Below are 16,709 nucleotides of genomic sequence, written 5' to 3'. Positions count from 1 at the left end.
GGAGATGACGGAGGGCCCAGACGCAGCAGTCGTCCGCGAGCTACTCGCACCGTTTTCGCCGTTTTTAAAGGACGCTTCGCTCTATGAAGTCATCGTAAATCGGCCCGGGCAGGTGCTGACGGAAGGCGCCGGTGGTTGGCGGACCCATGATCTGCCGGAGCTTTCCTTCGAAAAGCTGATGCGCCTTGCCCGGGCCATAGCCAGTTTCTCCCATCAGCGCATTGATGAGACGCGACCAATCCTGTCGGCCACGCTCCCGGGCGACGAACGGATCCAGATCATTATTCCACCAGCAATCACCAGGAACACAGTCAGTATCACCATCCGAAAGCCGCCCTCGGTAACCTTTACGCTGGAGGACCTCGAGGAGAAGGAGTTTTTCTCCGAGACCCGGGCAGTCGACGAAAGCAGTTCGACGCCTGATCAGGGATTAGTAGCCCTCTACCGCGCCGGCCGTTACAAGGATTTTCTGCGCGAAGCCGTTATCGCAAGGAAGAACATCATCATCTCAGGTGCCACCGGATCGGCCAAGACGACGCTCTCGAAAGCGCTGATAAAGCACATTCCGGCGCACGAGCGCATAATTTCGATCGAGGACACACCTGAACTGGATATTCCGCAGCCCAACCACGTGCGGATGTTCTATTCGAAAGGCGCACAAGGAATTTCGGCTGTGGGGCCCAAAGACCTGCTGGAATCGTGCCTTCGGATGAGGCCGGACCGCATTCTGCTGCAGGAGTTGCGCGATGGCACGGCCTTCTATTACGTCCGCAATGTCAACTCCGGTCACCCAGGATCGATCACCACCGTTCACGCCGATTCCACCGAGTTCGCCTTCCAGCAGTTGACGCTTCTCGTGAAAGAATCCGACGGCGGGCGAAATTTGGATCGTGATGACATCGACAGATTGCTGAGGATATCGATCGACGTCATTGTTCAGTGCAAGCGAATAGACGGGCGGTTTCGAGCAACAGAAATTTATTTTCGAGCCTGAAACCGCGCTCGTGGCGCTCAGGCTGGGCGGGTCTGTCAGCACCCTTGGGCCAGAGATATTCGCCGGTCAAAAGGATGTTCGCCCGACCCAAAGACCCGAGGCAAGAAACTCGGCCGCCAATCTGGAGAGCGGCCCAAGTCAGGCAGGCTCGGGCCGGTGAGTATTCTGTTGATCGCCGAAGACCGCAGCTATCGCCGGATCGCTTGCGATCTCGGCAGCGGCCGGCGCCGCTTGCGGGACGCCAGAATAAATTCCTGCGTGTGTTTCGGCGCCGTATCGGCTATTGCGCATGCTGCCAGTCAAATGAGGCCCGCCCCGATGTCATCCGCACTTCCCGCAATCTTGCTCGATCTCGACGGCACGTTGATCGCATCCGAACCCGGAATCCTGTCGAGCTGCCGCGCGGCGTTGCGCGCCCTCGGGCACGAAACGGATCCTGCGATGGACATTGCATCGATCATCGGACCGCCGATCGAAGATGTCATGCAGTATCTTCTGAAGCCGTTCGGCGACGATCGTGTCGCCGAAGCAGTCGATGCCTACCGGGAAGATTATGGGGCGAGCGGCCTTCTGCTCGGCGAACTGTATGACGGAATAACAGAGGCACTCATCACGATGCGGAAGGACGCGCAGTTGTTCCTGGCGACATCGAAACGCGCGACTTTCGCGCGCAGGATCCTTGAGAACAAGGGCTTGGATTCCCTGTTCGCCGGCATTTATGGATCGACGCCGGCCGGAAAGATCGACCATAAGCCGGAGTTGATCGCCCATGTCATCGAAGAGAACGAGCTTGCCACCGATCGCTGCGTCATGGTCGGCGACCGACGATACGATATAACCGGCGCACACGCGAACGGCATGCGCGCAATCGGCGTGCTCTGGGGCTACGGGACGCGAGACGAACTCGAAACCGCCGGCGCGGATCGATTGATCGAAGAAACTGCGGATCTGGCGGAGACAGCGCTCGACATGACGGCGGCCGGACCGTCGAAGTGATGGAGACCTTGCCTGTGCCGAACGATTTTCTGCCATCCAGCCGACATGAAGCACTCTCCCACACATCGTTAGGGCAACATCAGCTTTTACGGCATCGGGACCAATGTCGGGAGGAGCAAGGCGCATGGCTATCGGACGACTGATGCACCGTGCCCCTCAATGACGGATGAGACCGAAGCGATGGGCCTCCTCCAGGAGGTGGCGGACAGAGGAAGGCTGCCATTTTCGGCCACCACGTACCGGTCGCTCGCCCATCTGGTCTAGCTGCGCTGCAATATCGCGGAGCGACAAACCTGGATCCGCGATTGCGATCGCCGCGACAAGCTTCATGAGGTGATCTTCTGGGGTGCGGCGTGGCGAACGGGCAAGCAAGCCTGGCTCGGCGAGCTTTTCGCGAGCCATCCGATGGACGGCCCGGCGGAGGCGCTCGATGGTCCAATCATGGCCGCGGCGATTGAGGACGCGCACGACATCGTCCCAACTGTGTTCAGGACGAAGCTGCGGTACCGTGGGTAGCCACGTCTGAGCCGACGATATCAGTTCGTCGAGATAAAATTTCTCGCGTGCTTTCGACACCGCCTTGATCGCCTCCAGCCGGCGCTCCCGAAGACCGGGATTCCCGGTGTGGCTTTTAGTTCCCAATTTCAATCGAAGCCTTAAGCTGAACATTCGGTGCGCGAATTTGACCTTTCGGCTTCACTCGGAGCAGGGGAGGGGACGTCTAAAGTCCGCGATTTGCGGCTTCTCATCTTTGACACAGCCGACGAGCACCCTGCGCCGGCGAGGTCACGCAACCAGAATTCCAGCTTTCCGTGACGGCCAGAACCGTCTATCTGTGTCATGGCAATGAAATGACAGTCTGCCGAGGATGGATTCGGCGGGACGCTACAATAAGGAAGAGACTATGGCGACCGGTACCGTGAAATGGTTCAACGCGACCAAGGGTTTTGGATTCATTCAGCCGGATAATGGTGATGCGGATGTTTTCGTCCACATTTCGGCTGTGGAGCGCGCCGGTATGCGCGGTCTGAACGACGGCCAGAAGATCACCTATGAACTGGTGAAGGATCGCAAATCCGGCAAGATGTCGGCGGACAATCTGCAGGCCTAATTTGCTCTCTGGCAAGTCGATAGGAGAGGGCCGGTCGCAACCGGCCTTTTCAGTTTCGGCGGTGGAGCGAACCCGCGCGCACTCAGGCCGTTTCTCGTCCATAAATGGTGCAACGCAACATAGAAATATTGACATCGGTGCGATGCAGCAATAGCTTCGTTATATCAAAGCGGTTCACCTCCTCCCGAACCGCCACGATCAGACGGACAGCACTCCTCCTCCCAGTTGTCGGTCACATTCAAGAGCCCGGTGCACCTCCTCCCGCACCGGGCTTTTTCGTTCCTGTGATTTACCCGATCTTCATCAGTTGCCGATTGGCTGTCGGCGGCCACGCATTTGGTATTGCGCGCGTGGTTTCGCCATCTTGGTCGCCGGCGAGGGGCAGTAAAACGGAACGACTGGTGACATCAGCCAATATTTCGATCCGAGAGAAGTGCGAGCAGGGCTGGGTTGATATAGAGATTCTCGCGTCCCGCTTTCACCTCGGCAAGCACTTCAAGGCCCACAAGTGTCTTTAGATACGTAGATGCAGCTTGGCGCTGGGCGATGCCGGCAGACACCAGGTCACCGATCCGGCAATAAGGATTGACGAATATCACCTCCGCCAGTTCGCGCGAATAGATCCTGGGGGCGTCTCTGCGAAGGCGATCTCCCGTTTGGTCGAGAAGATCGCGGATCGAACGGATTTTGGCGGTCGACCATTCGGCGGTTTCTCGCACCGCCTCGAGCATGAAGAGAATCCACGGCTCCCAGGACGCCTGTGAAGTCACCGCAAGCAGCAAATCATAGTAGGTCCGCTTGTTGCGGATAATGTGGCGGCTAAGATAGAGCACCGGAATTTCCAGAAGTCCTTTATCGACGAGGTATAGCAGGTTCAGGACACGGCCAGTACGGCCATTGCCATCGATGAAGGGATGGATTGCTTCAAACTGGTAGTGCATGACAGCAAGCCGGATGAGGGGGTCGAATTCCTCGGCCTCGTGAATGAAGCGTTCCCAGTTGGCGAGTTTGTCCCGTAACAGCGCTTGACCTTCGGGTGGGGTGTAGATGATCGCGCCCGTGGCATCATTCATCAAGGCAGTTCCCGGCGTTGCCCTGATGTCGAGCTCTACGCCCTTGATCGTGCGGCAGACATCGATCGCCGTTGCGGTGGAAAGCGGGCGCTCCTTAAGCGACTGGAAACCTCGGCTCAGGGCCGTACGGTACCGCAAGGCTTCCTTTGTCGCCGGGTCAGCCTGCCCCCCTTCATTGGCAAAGCGGAACAAACGGTCTGTGGTGGTGACGATGTTTTCGATCTCGGAGCTCGCCTGCGCCTCGAGAAGGGGTATGGAATTGATCAGCACGGCCTGGTTCGGGATCAATTGGCCAGCGATCTTCAACTCGGCAATCGCGGCGCGAGCTCCGATACAGGCCTTCAAGATCGCCTTGGATTCTATGTCAGTCACGGGGGGGGGAGGCAAATCGTTATATGGGCGGTCCGGTCGGAATGACATGTCGAGATTTTCCTGATTTGTCGACATGTTTTTCCGATATGTCGATGGCAGCGACACATTTTTGTAACGTGTCGATGAAATACGTTTTTATCGACACGTCGCGTGAGATGCAAGAGCGGGAGAGCCGCATCCAGCCGCCTTGGTGGGGTTCACCCGGTCGTATGGGCGACGAAACCTGTGCCCCACCTGGTGCCTCCGGTGATCGCAAGAGCAGCTTCGCTGGTTTCGCAAACCGGATCCTGGCTCTATCTGAGGTGATGAGACCTGCGTGAGATTCGGGCAAAAGGTGCTATCGCTATCGAGCGACCGATAAGTATGACGATCCGGCCGAATGCATAGCTCTTGATTCAGAGAGCGGTGCAACGCCGCCACCCTCAGATCGGTGAGGAGTAATTTTCGATTGCGAACCCGATCGCTTGCTCAGGTGACATAGGACCACGCGGTGATCGCGAGTGGCAGGATGAGGCCGATGGACACGGCAGTCGCAAGCCGCATAAGATGAATTCGTCGCTTCCGCTGACCGTCCCAATCATAGACCATAGCCGTCCCTCCAGAGGTTCTAATCAAGCAAAGCGTGACGGAGGAGTCAATCTCTGGCGCCACTGAATCTCTGGCCCAACGCGTTTCCGAAAGCGACAATCCACGACAGCGATCCACAGATGCCTCGGAAGTATGGAGCGGGCAGCCGCAACTAAACGATCAAGCGCGCGGCGCGGCCCATTTTCTGTTCGCTGTCGTTGCAATAGCTCGCTGCCTGGGCAACGGACTTGTGCGGTGACTGCAGCATCGCTTCGGGTACGCGCGCGTTTCGGCCGCCGGCGAACTGATCTTCCACGTGTTTGGCGCCATCGCTCATTTCGGAAGACGTCTCATCTCGGAGTGATCAAACTCATCGTGGCAAGAACGCCGCCTGCTGAAGCAGCCCGACAGCTTGGACTTGGGCGCTCCACAACCTATCGGGACGTGCGCCGTCTGGGCATTTCCCGACCCGCCCAATAGAGACATTGTTCGCTAACCCCGTGCCCGAAGCGCTGCTGTTAGCGGCAGTCTCGTGGCGGCGATGGCAGGGAGTGCGCCGCCGAGGATGCCGATGGTGAGGCCCAGCAGGCCAGCGGTGAGCATGACATCCGGTGTGACGGTGAGCTGAAAGGCCATGCGGGCGTTGTTCGCACCGATGGTGCTCGCCTGCCAGCCATTGAAGGCGAACCATGAGGCGACGAGGCCGAGGACAACGCCGGCACTCGCGAGGATCACCGCTTCGACCCACGTTCCGAGAAAGGCCGAGAGCCGGCCGAAGCCGAGCGCGCGGACGGTGGCGATCTCGACGGTCCTGTCGGAAACCGAACTCATCATCGTGTTGAGCGCCCCCGCCGTCGCCCCCACGGCCATCAGCAGCGCGACCGGCCAGCCGAACAGGCGAATCAGGCTTGCTGTGCGCCCGGACTGCGCGGCGTAGAGGTCGGCTTCGGAGACGGCGACCAGCGGTGTCCCGGTGATAGTGGCCAGCTTTTCCTGCAGGCGTTCGAGCGAGGCGGGGCCGGTGAGGTGCAAGCGAAAGCTCTGGACTTGACCCTGACGGTCGAAGGCGGCGCGCACCGCATCGAGATGTCCCCAAATTTCGGATTCAAACGCGCTGCCATGGGCGGAGAAATGGCCCGCGACCGTCCAGTCGACCGCGCCGAGCCGCACCGTGTCGCCGACGTTAAGGCCGAATTCGTTGGCGAGACGATCGCCGACGAGGATCTCGCGGGCACCTGCCGTGAAGAGACGCCCCTGCGAGAGCGTGATGCCGTCGCGGATCACGGGTCCGGCCTCGTCCATGCCGCGCAGCGCCAGCGTCCTTGTAGTGCCGTCCGCCGCCGCCTTGATATCGACAGGCACGACGATTTCGCGGGAAGAAACGAGATCGCCGTTTGCAATGCGAGCGACGCCCATGTCGCCGGTCATCGCGTCCAAAGTGCGGATGATGCTTGCCGGAATGTCGGAGCCCGCCTCCTGATTGGTGCCACCGCCGAGGACGACGGCGACCATCGGCGAGCCGGCGCCGGCCAGCGCTGTCTCGAAGCCTTTGGCCATGGCAAGGAATCCGGCGAGAACGCAGACGACCAGCGCGACCGACAGCGCCATCGACACGGAGATGGCGAGACGGCGCGGCAGGCTGGAGAGATTGGCCCGGATCATCACGAGCGTTTGCTTGGTGTGGGTGGACATAGCGGTTACCTCGCTCTGAAGGCTTTGATGATGGGGGTTCGCATCGCGTTGACGGCCGGCAGCACGCCGGTTGCAAGGCCGAGTGCGGCGATGATGGCCAGCGCCTTGGCTGCTAACAGCGGGGAAAAGACCAGGCCGAGGTCCTGGCCGGCCAGCGCCGTCGCAAGTTTGGCCAGGGCAAGGCCGATGCCGCCGCCGACCGCGAAGACGAACAGGGTCTCACCGAGGATCAGCACCATGATCCTGGACCGCGAGAAGCCGAGCGTCTTCAGCACGCCGATCTCGAAGGTGCGTTCGCGCACTGCAAACACCATGGTGTTGACGACAATCATCAGCAGGGTGACGAAGGCTGCCCCCACGACGAGGTTCACGATCAGGCCGATATCGGCATATTGGCGCAGGAAGGCTTCGAGGAACTGCTTTTCCGATTGGGTGCGCGTTGGCGCGGCGGAGTTGGCGAAGAGGGTGTCGATCCGAGCGGCGAGCTCCCCCGGCGGAATGCCCGCGCGAGGGCGGACGATGAAGGCATCCACCGTATCCTTGCCTCTCGCCCGCGCGGCGTTCACGTAGTCGTAGCGGGCGATGATGAAGTAGGTGTCGGTGGAGGCATTCTCGCCCTCGAAGATGCCTGATATCTCGAAGCGCCAATCGCGGCTGCCGTCCTGTTTCGCCATGTCGAAGGCGGTGACCGTGATCTGCTGGCCGACCGTCCATCCTTGTGCCTCGGCCAGCGCACGGCCGACCAGCACCTTGTCGCGGGCCTCACCGATCGCATCGATCAGATCCGGCGTCAGCCCGAGACCCTTGCCGTTGACGGCCATCAGCAGTTCGGGGTCAGCGGCGCTGACGGCGACGACATTCTTCTCAACTTCGACGAAGCCGCGCTGCCGCGTCATGTAGGCCAGTGCCGCAATATCTGGATTGGCGGCGAGCCGGGACATATGCGCCATCGGCAGGGGTTGTGTGCGGCCGCCGGCGCTCATGACGCCGAGAATATCGTCGCTGGCCGCAGATGCGCCTTGTGCGCCGGCAAGCAAGCTGGCTGTCAGGCCATAGATCAGGAAGGCGACCGCGATGCAGATTATGAGAAGCACGGTGCGCAACGGCTTCCGCCAGACATTCTTTCGGACGAGATCGAAGAAGGTCATCAGGCGACCCTCTTCTCTTCATTGAAATTCCCCTTGTCGAGATGCAACGTCCGCTTTGCATAAAGCGCTGCCTGCGGGTCGTGGGTGACCATGAGAACCGTCTTTCCCAGCTCGCGGTTGAGGAAACCCAGCATTTCCAGTACCTCGTCGGCGGACTTGCGGTCGAGATCGCCGGTGGGCTCGTCGCAGAGCAGCAGGGCCGGGTCGGAGACAATGGCGCGGGCGATGCCGACGCGCTGCTGCTGGCCGCCGGACATCATCGCCGGATACTGCTTTTCCCGTCCGGCAAGCCCGACGAGGTCGAGGACTTTTTCGACCCTGATGCGCCGCTCCTTGGCGGACAGCGGTTTCAGCAGCAGCGGCAGCTCGACATTCTCGGCGGCGGTGAGCATGGGCAGAAGATTGTAGAATTGAAAGGCGATGCCCATGTGGTGCGCCCGCCAGGATGAGCGCGCGGTCTCGCCCATCTGGTCGAGCCGGCTGGTGCCGATGCGCAAGGTTCCGGCATCCGGCCGGTCGATACCGGCGAGCATATTGAGCAGGGTCGATTTTCCCGAACCGGACGGCCCCATGACGGCGACGAAATCGCCGCGCGGGATGGAGAGGTCCAGGTCCGAAAAGATCGAAATCTCCTCCCCGCCGATGCGGTATCCCTTCTTGACGCCGCTAAGTGAGATGTAGGGTTCTCGTGTGTCGGTCATTGTGGGGTGTCTCCAGCGTCGTTGAAGTGGATGCGGATGCGCGCGGCCATGTTCGGCCGTATGCCTTCGGGCGGATCGGTGAGGGACAGACGGAGTGCAATGGTGCCCTTTTCGGCAGAAGCAACGGGTGCGAGACGTAAGATCGCAACAGTGAACGGCCGGTCAGGGAACCCGTCGAGTACCGCTTCGCCGCGAAAGCCGGGCTTGAAGGATGCGATGTTGGTCTCCGCCACATCGGCGTCGATGACCAAGCTGGTCGTATCGGTGATGGTCAGCAGGCCCTGGCTTTCGCGCACACTGTCGATCCGCGCCAGCACCGTGTCGCCGATATGGGCGTCGAGACGCGTGACTGTGCCGGCGAAGGGTGCGCGGACGGTCAGTTCGGCCAGCTGTTCCTCGGCGATGCGAATAGAGAGATCGGCACTGCTAACAGACTGCCGTGTCTGCGCCACCGCGTTTGATGCCTGTGCCGTGGCGGTTCGTGCCTCTTCGAGCGTCTGTCGGGAGGCAGCGTCGCGGGCGGCGAGGATTTCGATACGGCCCAGCGAGGCGCGGGCCTGTGCAAGGTCGATGGTTCGGGCGGTCAGTTGGAGTTCTGCCATAGCCTTTGCCGCTTTGGCCCGTTCAAGCGCAAAGCGGGCGCCGGCATCATCGAGGACGACCAGAACCTCGCCAGCCTCGACGGGATCCCCCGCCTCCACGGCAATGTGTGTGATCCGGCCTTCGTATTTGGAGAAAACCGTCGTCATGCGCGGCGCGACCACGAAGCCGGAGCCATTAATTTCGCGTGCGGCGGGAACAGGTTTACGGACGGTGGATCGTTCCGCGTTCCGCGCATCATGCGGTATATCCGCCTCTTCGGAAGAAGCAGAAGGTTCGTCGCTAGTCGTCTCGCTCGTAAGACCTGGCCCGGCAGCGAATATTGTTTTGATACGGCGAACCACATCCGGTTGATAGAGGACAACGGCGACGACGGTGGCCACAGCAAATGCGGAAAAGCCAAGTGAAAGAGTGAGCCGTCGAAAGCTTAGCTTCGGGAGGGTTATGTCGTGGGCGACTGTCTCAAGCGACAGCGACTTGAGCGTCCGGGCGAGTTTTTGGTCGTGTTCGGTGCCAAGGTCGAGATGTGTGTTCATGCCGCAATGATGGCCGGCTGGACCGGGAACGAGACCTGAAACGCGTTCTGGACCGTGCTAAATCGCGATTGAGGACGGCTTGGCGTTGCGCTCGCGCCATTCGATCGGCGTCATATCGGTGACGCGGCGGAACTCGCGATTGAAATTGGACTTGGTCTGAAATCCCACCTCGAACATAATCTCGGTCACGGACCTGCCCGTCTCTGCCAGCAGCCAGCAGGCCTCCGCGACCCGGTGTTCATTGACATATTGCGAGACATTCTTGCCCGTCGCCCGGTTGATCGCCGCAGAAATCTGACGGGCGGGGATGCCCAGTTTGCGGGCTAGCCGGTCGAGATTGAGATCGACGTCGCGGTAGACGCGCTTTGTTTCCATCAAGGCGTGAACCGCGGCAATAGTCTCCTTATCGTCCGCCAACTCGGGCGTTGCCCCGACGTCGACCGTCTCGACAGGCCTATGGCTTGCGCTGGCGGAAGCGGCCGCGATCGACAGCATCGCGAGCAATGCAAGATTGCCGATGGCGATTGCCGGGCGAGCGTATTCCCCTTGCGTCCAGGCTAGATCGAGAAACACGAAGGTATCGACCGCCGCCGAGAAGAGTAGCGCAAAGGCTGCAAACACGATCGCGCGGTAAGCGGGCGCGGCCCCTTCGAAGGGTGCGAGACGCAAGGCATCCGTCCCCGACCTCATCAGGAGCAGGATCGCAACCGCATAGGCAACGAAGATCGCAACGAGCGCCACGTCGATGGCGTCCCGCCACGTCGCCAGCAGGACGACGATGACCACGGCGGGGCCGGCATGAAGAGCAACGCGCCGCAAGAGCGGCTGGTGGTTCTTCCGCACCAGAGCCACTACCCCCGCATAGGCAAGCGGCGGCACGGTGGCGGCTCCTAGCGGCGCAAGATACATCACCTCTTGCACACCATATCCCCAGCGTAGGCCGGAGAGCACCGATTGGAATACACTGACGAGGATGAGCGCCAGAAACGGACGATTCGCAGGCCTCTCGTCGTCTCGTCTTACAACGGCGATGAACAGAGCAATCAGTAGGATGGCGACGACGAAGGGGAGTGGGACGAACGGCATGAAATATCCGCAGCAGGAATGATAGAGCGACTGTCTCTGTTATCATGCATGCGGGATAATTTTTCGCGACCTTGATCGTGTTTCAGGTCTAAAATTGTAGTGTCGAAGCCGGAAACTGCCTCGCAGCAGCTAATTGCCTGCCCTCTCACACTGCCTCGTGCTTAGCGTTGTCCAGCGGGAACCTAGCGCTCTGCCCTCGAGTTCGCTCCTCGATGAAACGCCTGGGCCGGAGAATGGGTAGCAGCTACTGTCTGCGGAGCCGGTGCCGCGGCAGCCTTCGCCAGATGGTCACTCAACGCCTTCGAGAGCGCTATCAGCAACCAGCGCCGCTAGCCAGCAATTCAAAGTGTCAATCGGCCCAGAAATGCGACCAGCTGGTTTTGTCGCGAAATATCCAGCTTTTGAAAAATACGCTTCATGTGATTTCGGACCGTGCCGACGGATAGGCCGAAGACATCGGCGATGCTTTCCGGGCTGTCGCCCGTTCCAAGCCGGATCGCGATCCGGGCCTCTGCCTCGGTCAATCCGAGCAGCTTCAAGGCCTCCGAGCCGACCGGCCTTCTGGTCCGGTTCGGATCGGCGATCAGGATGATCGCGCCGGAATCACTGCGAAACAACGCTGACAACGGCGTTGAACCCTGCCGGCGAAAAGGCATGGCCTGCATCAGCAGCGGATGTTTCCCCGAGGGCCGGGAAAGAGCGATAGGTGCCGTATCGGCCAAATCGGGGCCGGGTTTCAGCGCGGCGGCGACCAGCCTGTCAAAGGCCTTCTGGTCTGCATGTGATGCGGTGACGAAACGTTTGCCGCTGACGCGAATGCCGTCGCCCGACAGCGACCGCAGGGCATCGTTGACGAATATCACGTTGCCCGACATGTCGATGACGGAAACGCCACAATCCTGTTGGTTCAGAAGCGCGGCGACACCGTCGCCGACCGGATTTCCCTGGTTCGATTTCTGATAAATCTGCAGAGCGCGAACAAGGTGTCCGGTCAGCATTTCAAAGATACGCATCTCATCCTGCACCGGAGCGCCGGCGGTCATCGACCGCGGAGTCGCTAGGACATAAGGCACGATGGGATCGAACTCGGTGGTCAGCCGCGTCGCCGCGTAGAGCAAATCCGTGGATCGGGCATACTCATGGAAAATCGCATCATTGTTCAGTGTTGCCTGGTCGAGAAAATCGCCATCCCACCAGACGCCGTTCCTAAGGCCCTTTTGCTGGGCGGCCAGCGTCCTGGGACAGCGGCCAGCGATCGTGTCCCCGCGCGTGGTGTAGCTGGGTTTCATAGCCATCGGTGAATTCCGGTAGGGTCGGGTTGCTTAGAGCCAACCTGAAGGACACCACCGATGACCGACGAGATGATGAACCTGCGTTTGCTTGTTGAGAAGAGCGCCGACAGCGATTTGTTGCGCGAGATGATAGGCTTCACGGCCCAACGCCTGATGGAGTTGGAGGTCGGCCATACGACGGGTGCTGCGCATGGAGAGAAGACGCCACTCAGGCTCGCCCAGCGCAATGGCTATCGCGACCGTGATTGGGAAACACGGGCTGGAACGGTGGAGCTTCGCATTCCCAAGCTGCGGACGGGCAGCTATTTCCCGAGCTTCCTGGAGCCGCGCCGAATGGCCGAGAAAGCTCTGACGGCGGTTATCCAGGAAGCCTATATCCAGGGTATCTCGACGCGCTCGGTCGATGACTTGGTCAAAGCCATGGGCATGGGTGGCATCTCCAAAAGCCAGGTGTCACGGCTTTGCGAGGAAATCGATGTCAGGGTCAAGGCTTTCCTCGATCGACCCATCGAAGGCGAATGGCCCTACATCTGGATCGACGCCACCTATCTCAAGGTCCGGCGCGGCGGTCGCATCGTTTCTGTCGCCGTGATTATCGCCGTCGGCGTCAACACCGATGGACGCCGTGAAGTGCTTGGGCTGGAGATCGGCACATCCGAGGCCGAGCCGATCTGGACAGAGTTCCTGCGCAAGCTGACCCGCCGGGGTTTGAGGGGTGTGAAGCTGGTCGTCTCGGATGCCCATGAAAGCATCAAGACCGCCGTCGGCAAGGTGCTCAACGCGACCTGGCAGCGTTGCCGGGTGCACTTCATGCGCAATGCCCTGGCCCATGCCGGAAAGAGCGGGCGGCGCGTCGTATCCGCCTTCATCGCCACGGCGTTCGCTCAGGAGACGCCGGAGGCCGCCAGCACGCAATGGCGCAGCGTCGCCGACCAGATCAGGCCGAAAGTGCCAAAGCTTGCCGCGCTCATGGACGATGCCGAGAACGATGTGCTGGCCTACATGACCTTTCCAAAGCAGCATTGGGCCAAGCTGCATTCGACCAATCCCATCGAGCGCCTCAATGGCGAAATCAAGCGACGAACCGAGGTCGTCGGTATTTTCCCCAACGACGACGCCATCGTCCGTCTCGTCGGTGCGCTATTGCTGGAGCAGAACGACGAATGGGCCGTCCAGCGATCAAGATACATGACACTGGAAACCATCGCCCAAATGAGCGATGATCCACTCATCAACTTGCCTGCCGTGGCACGTTGATATTCCCTCCGGCCCAGACCGGAAGACACCGTGGTTGTCAAAAGCTACACCACGCTACGGGACACGATCTCTTGAGGCGGTTGATCTGGCCTTCGGCCTGTCGGTCGCTCCAGGGCATCTCGATGGCGTTGCTGACGGCGTCGATGTCGCTTCAACTCATTGATTTCGTGGGAGCAGCGACTTGTTTCTTCAGGATCGCTAGTCCGAGTCCGCTCAACTGCAAAGATCGTGTAATGCGGGGTCGCCGGTTCGTATCCCTTCAAGGCGATGCAAAAGTCGATGCCTCGTAATTGAGGCATACGCCCGAGAGCTACCGCAGACCGCCCGAACCGGCCATGATGCTTGAGGGGTGGGAGGTGCGTTTCGAAAGGCGAGTTGCACCACCTCGGTGTCAACCGCGTGTCGCCGGAAAAAGTATCGGGGACGAGCGGCGGCGGATCAACAAGCCTGGTGACTTGCTCAGCGGTATCAGCAAAAACTTGTGCCATCTCCCCTCCAGCCAAACAGCTCTAGCTAGCGAGTTCTAAAATATCACCTGACCGAGGTTTCGCCAATCCATGCCCCCTATTGATAGGGTATTTACTGCATGGGAGCTGTCGCTTCGGTCGCCAAGGTGCAGCCTGTTTCTCGTTCCTCAAGCTCGCATTCATCGCACACATTTGCGGAGTTATGTAGGAACCCCCACCAGGCGAATTTTGGATATTAGCTTGAGCTTACTAATGCCATGAGATGGCGCGATGGCGCGTCAATTCCGTCAACGTATCGTCCGCGTCGGTCAACGACAAAAAATGACAAAGTTACTTGCTATCGCTGACAGTCTTCGGATGTAAGCGAGACTGCGCTATTCTGACGACCACACCTGCGGCGACGAACAACGTCCCTATGCAGAGAACCAAGGGTGGCCCGTGAACCTTGCCGCCGTAGACCAGGAGGTCCGGTATGGAAAGCGCAATGAAGAGAATCAAGAAAGGCATAAGGCATGTGGCCAGGAGAGCTGAACCCAGATACAAACCAATGAAAATGTACCCGATTATGCTCAAATAGTGCGTAAACAAGGGGCGCATGGGCCAATTGGCGGAGCGACTAAATTCGATCGTGCTGAAAGGATGCTCAAACATTGTTCCTCCGTTCTTTATGTTATGTCATGACGGGAACAGGGCACCAGCCATCGACGCCGCGAGTTTGAATTATTAGCATTTAGCACATCCCACCGATCGAACTGTTAAGACTATCCATCAAATCGTCGCGGCAATGAGGCGCAGAACCCGGAACGCAGTTCAGCTTCTGCTGAAAACCGTTCTCGTAGCACCGCTGAAGCTAGACGTACAAGGTTCAGGAGCATTAACCATAGGAGACGATCGCTGATCGACTCTCAGTCGCGCCCCCGGTATGAGGTGGCCATGTTCAGATTGATACGAATAGAGCGCTGACCTTTTGCCACCCCTTTTGGGGCCGTCGCTGTCGTATCGTCCGCCTGCAGGAGCTGAACATGGAAGTCACTAATTCCTCCACCATCGACCTCGTTTGCCCAGACGCTGCCACCAACGCCCTGGAGGTCCTCCGGAGGGTAGAAATACTGGGGTAACCAGCACTTCCTGCTTTCGCCCAAGTGCCGCACCGTCACGCTGAGGCAGTTGCGGGACGTCACCGAGGAGCGAGCCTACCAAGCATTCTGCCGGGTGCGCTGGCCAGAAAGCGACGGGCGGCCGACCTGCATCCGGTGCGGACACGAGCGATGCTACGAAGTCCGCCGCCAATGCTTCAAATGCAAGGCCTGCCGCAGGGAATTCTCGGTCACTTCGGGCACCGTCTTCGCCTTCCGCAAGATGGCTTTCCGTGACATTCTCATGGGCCTCTGGCTGTCGGTGAACAGCGTCAAGGGCAAGGCAGCTTGCCAGCTTTCCCGCGAACTCGGATGCCAATACAAGACGGCTTGGGTGTTCCTGATGAAAATGCGCGAAGCGCTCGCCCAGCGGCGCGAGGAAATGGAGCTTGAGGGAGAGATTCACATCGACGGCAAGTATGCCGGCGGCCACATCAAACCCGAGAACAAGAAGGAAGACCGCATCGATCGGCGAGAGGCGAGACATCAGAACCTCAAGCGTTTGACGGTTCTCGCGATGCGGGAGAAGACGCCCTTCGGACGCGGCATCGAACGCACCATGACCCGCGTCATCCGCACCGAAGACGGCGACGAGGCTTGGGCATTGGTCCGAGACCATGTCCGGAAAGGATCGACGATCCACGCCGACGAGCACTTCAGCTACAATGACCTGGAAGGCCTCCAAACGCTCAAGCGGGTAAACCACAGCAAGGAATACCAGTCAGGCGAAGGCGTGAACACCAACCATATCGAGAGCTTCTTCTCGCGTATCCAGCGCGCCTATGTCGGCATCCATCACCGCTTCTCGGTCAAGTATTTCGACTGGTACGCGGCCGAGATCGCCTGGCGCGAGGACAACCGCCGCGTCGACAACGGCACCCAGATGTGGGGACTGGTTCATTGCGCGCTCTCGCGGCGGACGTCGCGCAATCTCTGCGGATACTGGGAGGGCAACAAGCCTCCCGATCTCGTTTGGGTCGGCGGAGTGTCGCCGGACAAGGCCGCGGAACTCTAGCCGGCGATTTCCCAAAGCCGCCGCCCGCCGTCGGCGACACCGACATGCCTCGCCCTGTTGCCCTTCACGAGCTTCTCAAGCTCACGAGACAGAACGTTGCCGATCGCGCCAAGGCGCGGGTCGTCGTCGGCCAAGCCCATGTCGACCGCCATCGCCTTGGCGCAATCGCCAGTCGTCACAGGCGCAGTGGCGTCGCGCAGCGTCCGTAGGAGGAAAACCCGTTTGTCGACGCCCTTTAGCAACGCGGTGATCGAATGCGCCTTCCTGCTACGCGCAGGTGCAGAGGCCGCGCCGTCCGGCGAATAGTCCGGCTCATAGACCCGGATCACCTGGTCGAATGCGGCCATCTGCCTTTCCAACATCTCGATCTCACATCGGATCGCCTTGACGCGCCCGTCGATTTCGACCCTCTTCAGCTTCAACTCACCTACGACATCCATTCGCAGACCCCGAAAACACTGCGCTCACGGTAGCCGAGCGGGCGGCCCACGTCTGGTGGGGGTTCCTACATAACTCCGCACATTTGCACTCCGCTCCGATTGCGCACAAATGGCTTTCGACGCGGCGTGGGGGATGCACGCTTGGAATGATCCAAGGAGGTTGGTCTGACGCGCCGGTTGATCACAAAGGTTTCTTGTGGTACTCTCATAACGTGCATCATCTTTT

The 16,709-nt window shown here is 59.9% G+C and carries 14 protein-coding genes and 2 pseudogenes; 6 read left to right on the top strand and 10 right to left on the bottom strand.

What is annotated here, in order from left to right:
• The first annotated feature begins 4 nt into the window (after positions 1-4).
• Together virB11 and ACXHRN_RS27315 are read left to right on the top strand one after the other, a co-directional pair.
• Positions 5-994, top strand: coding sequence for a P-type DNA transfer ATPase VirB11 (gene virB11, locus ACXHRN_RS27320; protein ID WP_488642237.1), 990 nt, complete (start codon positions 5-7; stop codon positions 992-994).
• A gap of 318 nt (positions 995-1,312) precedes the next feature.
• Complete coding sequence (locus ACXHRN_RS27315) at positions 1,313-1,990, top strand: HAD hydrolase-like protein (RefSeq protein WP_488642236.1); 678 nt, start codon at positions 1,313-1,315, stop codon at positions 1,988-1,990.
• Between the two features lie 156 nt (positions 1,991-2,146).
• Here the strand turns inward: ACXHRN_RS27315 and ACXHRN_RS27310 are convergent.
• A pseudogene (locus tag ACXHRN_RS27310) lies at positions 2,147-2,611 on the bottom strand (recombinase family protein); the annotation flags it as partial.
• A gap of 283 nt (positions 2,612-2,894) precedes the next feature.
• Between ACXHRN_RS27310 and ACXHRN_RS27305 the strand changes: the two are divergent.
• Entirely contained in the window at positions 2,895-3,101 is a 207-nt protein-coding gene (locus tag ACXHRN_RS27305; protein ID WP_488642235.1) for a cold-shock protein, read from the top strand.
• Positions 3,102-3,508: 407 nt separating this feature from the next.
• Here ACXHRN_RS27305 and fic read toward each other — a convergent pair whose 3' ends face one another.
• A complete protein-coding gene (fic, locus tag ACXHRN_RS27300) occupies positions 3,509-4,594 on the bottom strand; it encodes a protein adenylyltransferase Fic (protein WP_488642301.1) in 1,086 nt (361 codons plus the stop codon).
• Between the two features lie 691 nt (positions 4,595-5,285).
• Complete coding sequence (locus tag ACXHRN_RS27295) at positions 5,286-5,450, bottom strand: integrase (protein ID WP_488642234.1); 165 nt, start codon at positions 5,448-5,450, stop codon at positions 5,286-5,288.
• Between ACXHRN_RS27295 and ACXHRN_RS27290 the strand changes: the two are divergent.
• Positions 5,403-5,593 (top strand): annotated as a pseudogene (locus tag ACXHRN_RS27290) (recombinase family protein); the annotation flags it as partial. The gene ACXHRN_RS27295 and the pseudogene ACXHRN_RS27290 sit on opposite strands and share 48 nt — an antisense overlap.
• 12 nt (positions 5,594-5,605) lie before the next feature.
• Here ACXHRN_RS27290 and ACXHRN_RS27285 read toward each other — a convergent pair.
• The 6 genes from ACXHRN_RS27285 to ACXHRN_RS27260 form a co-directional block, all read right to left on the bottom strand.
• Positions 5,606-6,805 (bottom strand): ABC transporter permease, encoded by a 1,200-nt coding sequence (locus tag ACXHRN_RS27285; protein WP_488642233.1) that lies wholly within the window; start codon positions 6,803-6,805, stop codon positions 5,606-5,608.
• Positions 6,806-6,810: 5 nt separating this feature from the next.
• Positions 6,811-7,953 (bottom strand): ABC transporter permease, encoded by a 1,143-nt coding sequence (locus ACXHRN_RS27280; protein WP_488642232.1) that lies wholly within the window; start codon positions 7,951-7,953, stop codon positions 6,811-6,813.
• Positions 7,953-8,654, bottom strand: coding sequence for an ABC transporter ATP-binding protein (locus ACXHRN_RS27275; RefSeq protein WP_488642231.1), 702 nt, complete (start codon positions 8,652-8,654; stop codon positions 7,953-7,955). The genes ACXHRN_RS27280 and ACXHRN_RS27275 overlap by 1 nt, the downstream gene beginning before the upstream one ends.
• Entirely contained in the window at positions 8,651-9,790 is a 1,140-nt protein-coding gene (locus ACXHRN_RS27270; RefSeq protein ID WP_488642230.1) for an efflux RND transporter periplasmic adaptor subunit, read from the bottom strand. The genes ACXHRN_RS27275 and ACXHRN_RS27270 overlap by 4 nt, the downstream gene beginning before the upstream one ends.
• Before the next feature lie 57 nt (positions 9,791-9,847).
• Positions 9,848-10,876, bottom strand: coding sequence for a helix-turn-helix domain-containing protein (locus ACXHRN_RS27265; RefSeq protein WP_488642229.1), 1,029 nt, complete (start codon positions 10,874-10,876; stop codon positions 9,848-9,850).
• 341 nt (positions 10,877-11,217) lie between these two features.
• Positions 11,218-12,171, bottom strand: a complete 954-nt coding sequence (locus ACXHRN_RS27260) for a helix-turn-helix transcriptional regulator (protein ID WP_488642228.1) — start codon at positions 12,169-12,171, stop codon at positions 11,218-11,220.
• Positions 12,172-12,225: 54 nt separating this feature from the next.
• Here ACXHRN_RS27260 and ACXHRN_RS27255 point away from each other — a divergent pair, with 54 nt between their 5' ends.
• Both ACXHRN_RS27255 and ACXHRN_RS27250 read left to right on the top strand, forming a co-directional pair.
• A complete protein-coding gene (locus ACXHRN_RS27255; RefSeq protein ID WP_488638174.1) occupies positions 12,226-13,425 on the top strand; it encodes an IS256 family transposase in 1,200 nt (399 codons plus the stop codon).
• 1,634 nt (positions 13,426-15,059) lie between these two features.
• Complete coding sequence (locus tag ACXHRN_RS27250; RefSeq protein WP_488642227.1) at positions 15,060-16,043, top strand: IS1595 family transposase; 984 nt, start codon at positions 15,060-15,062, stop codon at positions 16,041-16,043.
• Here ACXHRN_RS27250 and ACXHRN_RS27245 read toward each other — a convergent pair.
• On the bottom strand, positions 16,040-16,483 hold the full coding sequence (locus ACXHRN_RS27245) for a hypothetical protein (RefSeq protein ID WP_488642226.1): 444 nt from the start codon (positions 16,481-16,483) through the stop codon (positions 16,040-16,042). The two genes, ACXHRN_RS27250 and ACXHRN_RS27245, sit on opposite strands and share 4 nt — an antisense overlap.
• Between the last annotated feature and the right edge of the window lie 226 nt (positions 16,484-16,709).

Source organism: Shinella sp. OV683, from assembly GCF_057787725.1.
The sequence above is the reverse complement of the archived record's forward strand: the minus strand, read 5'-3'. Positions and strand labels throughout refer to the sequence as shown.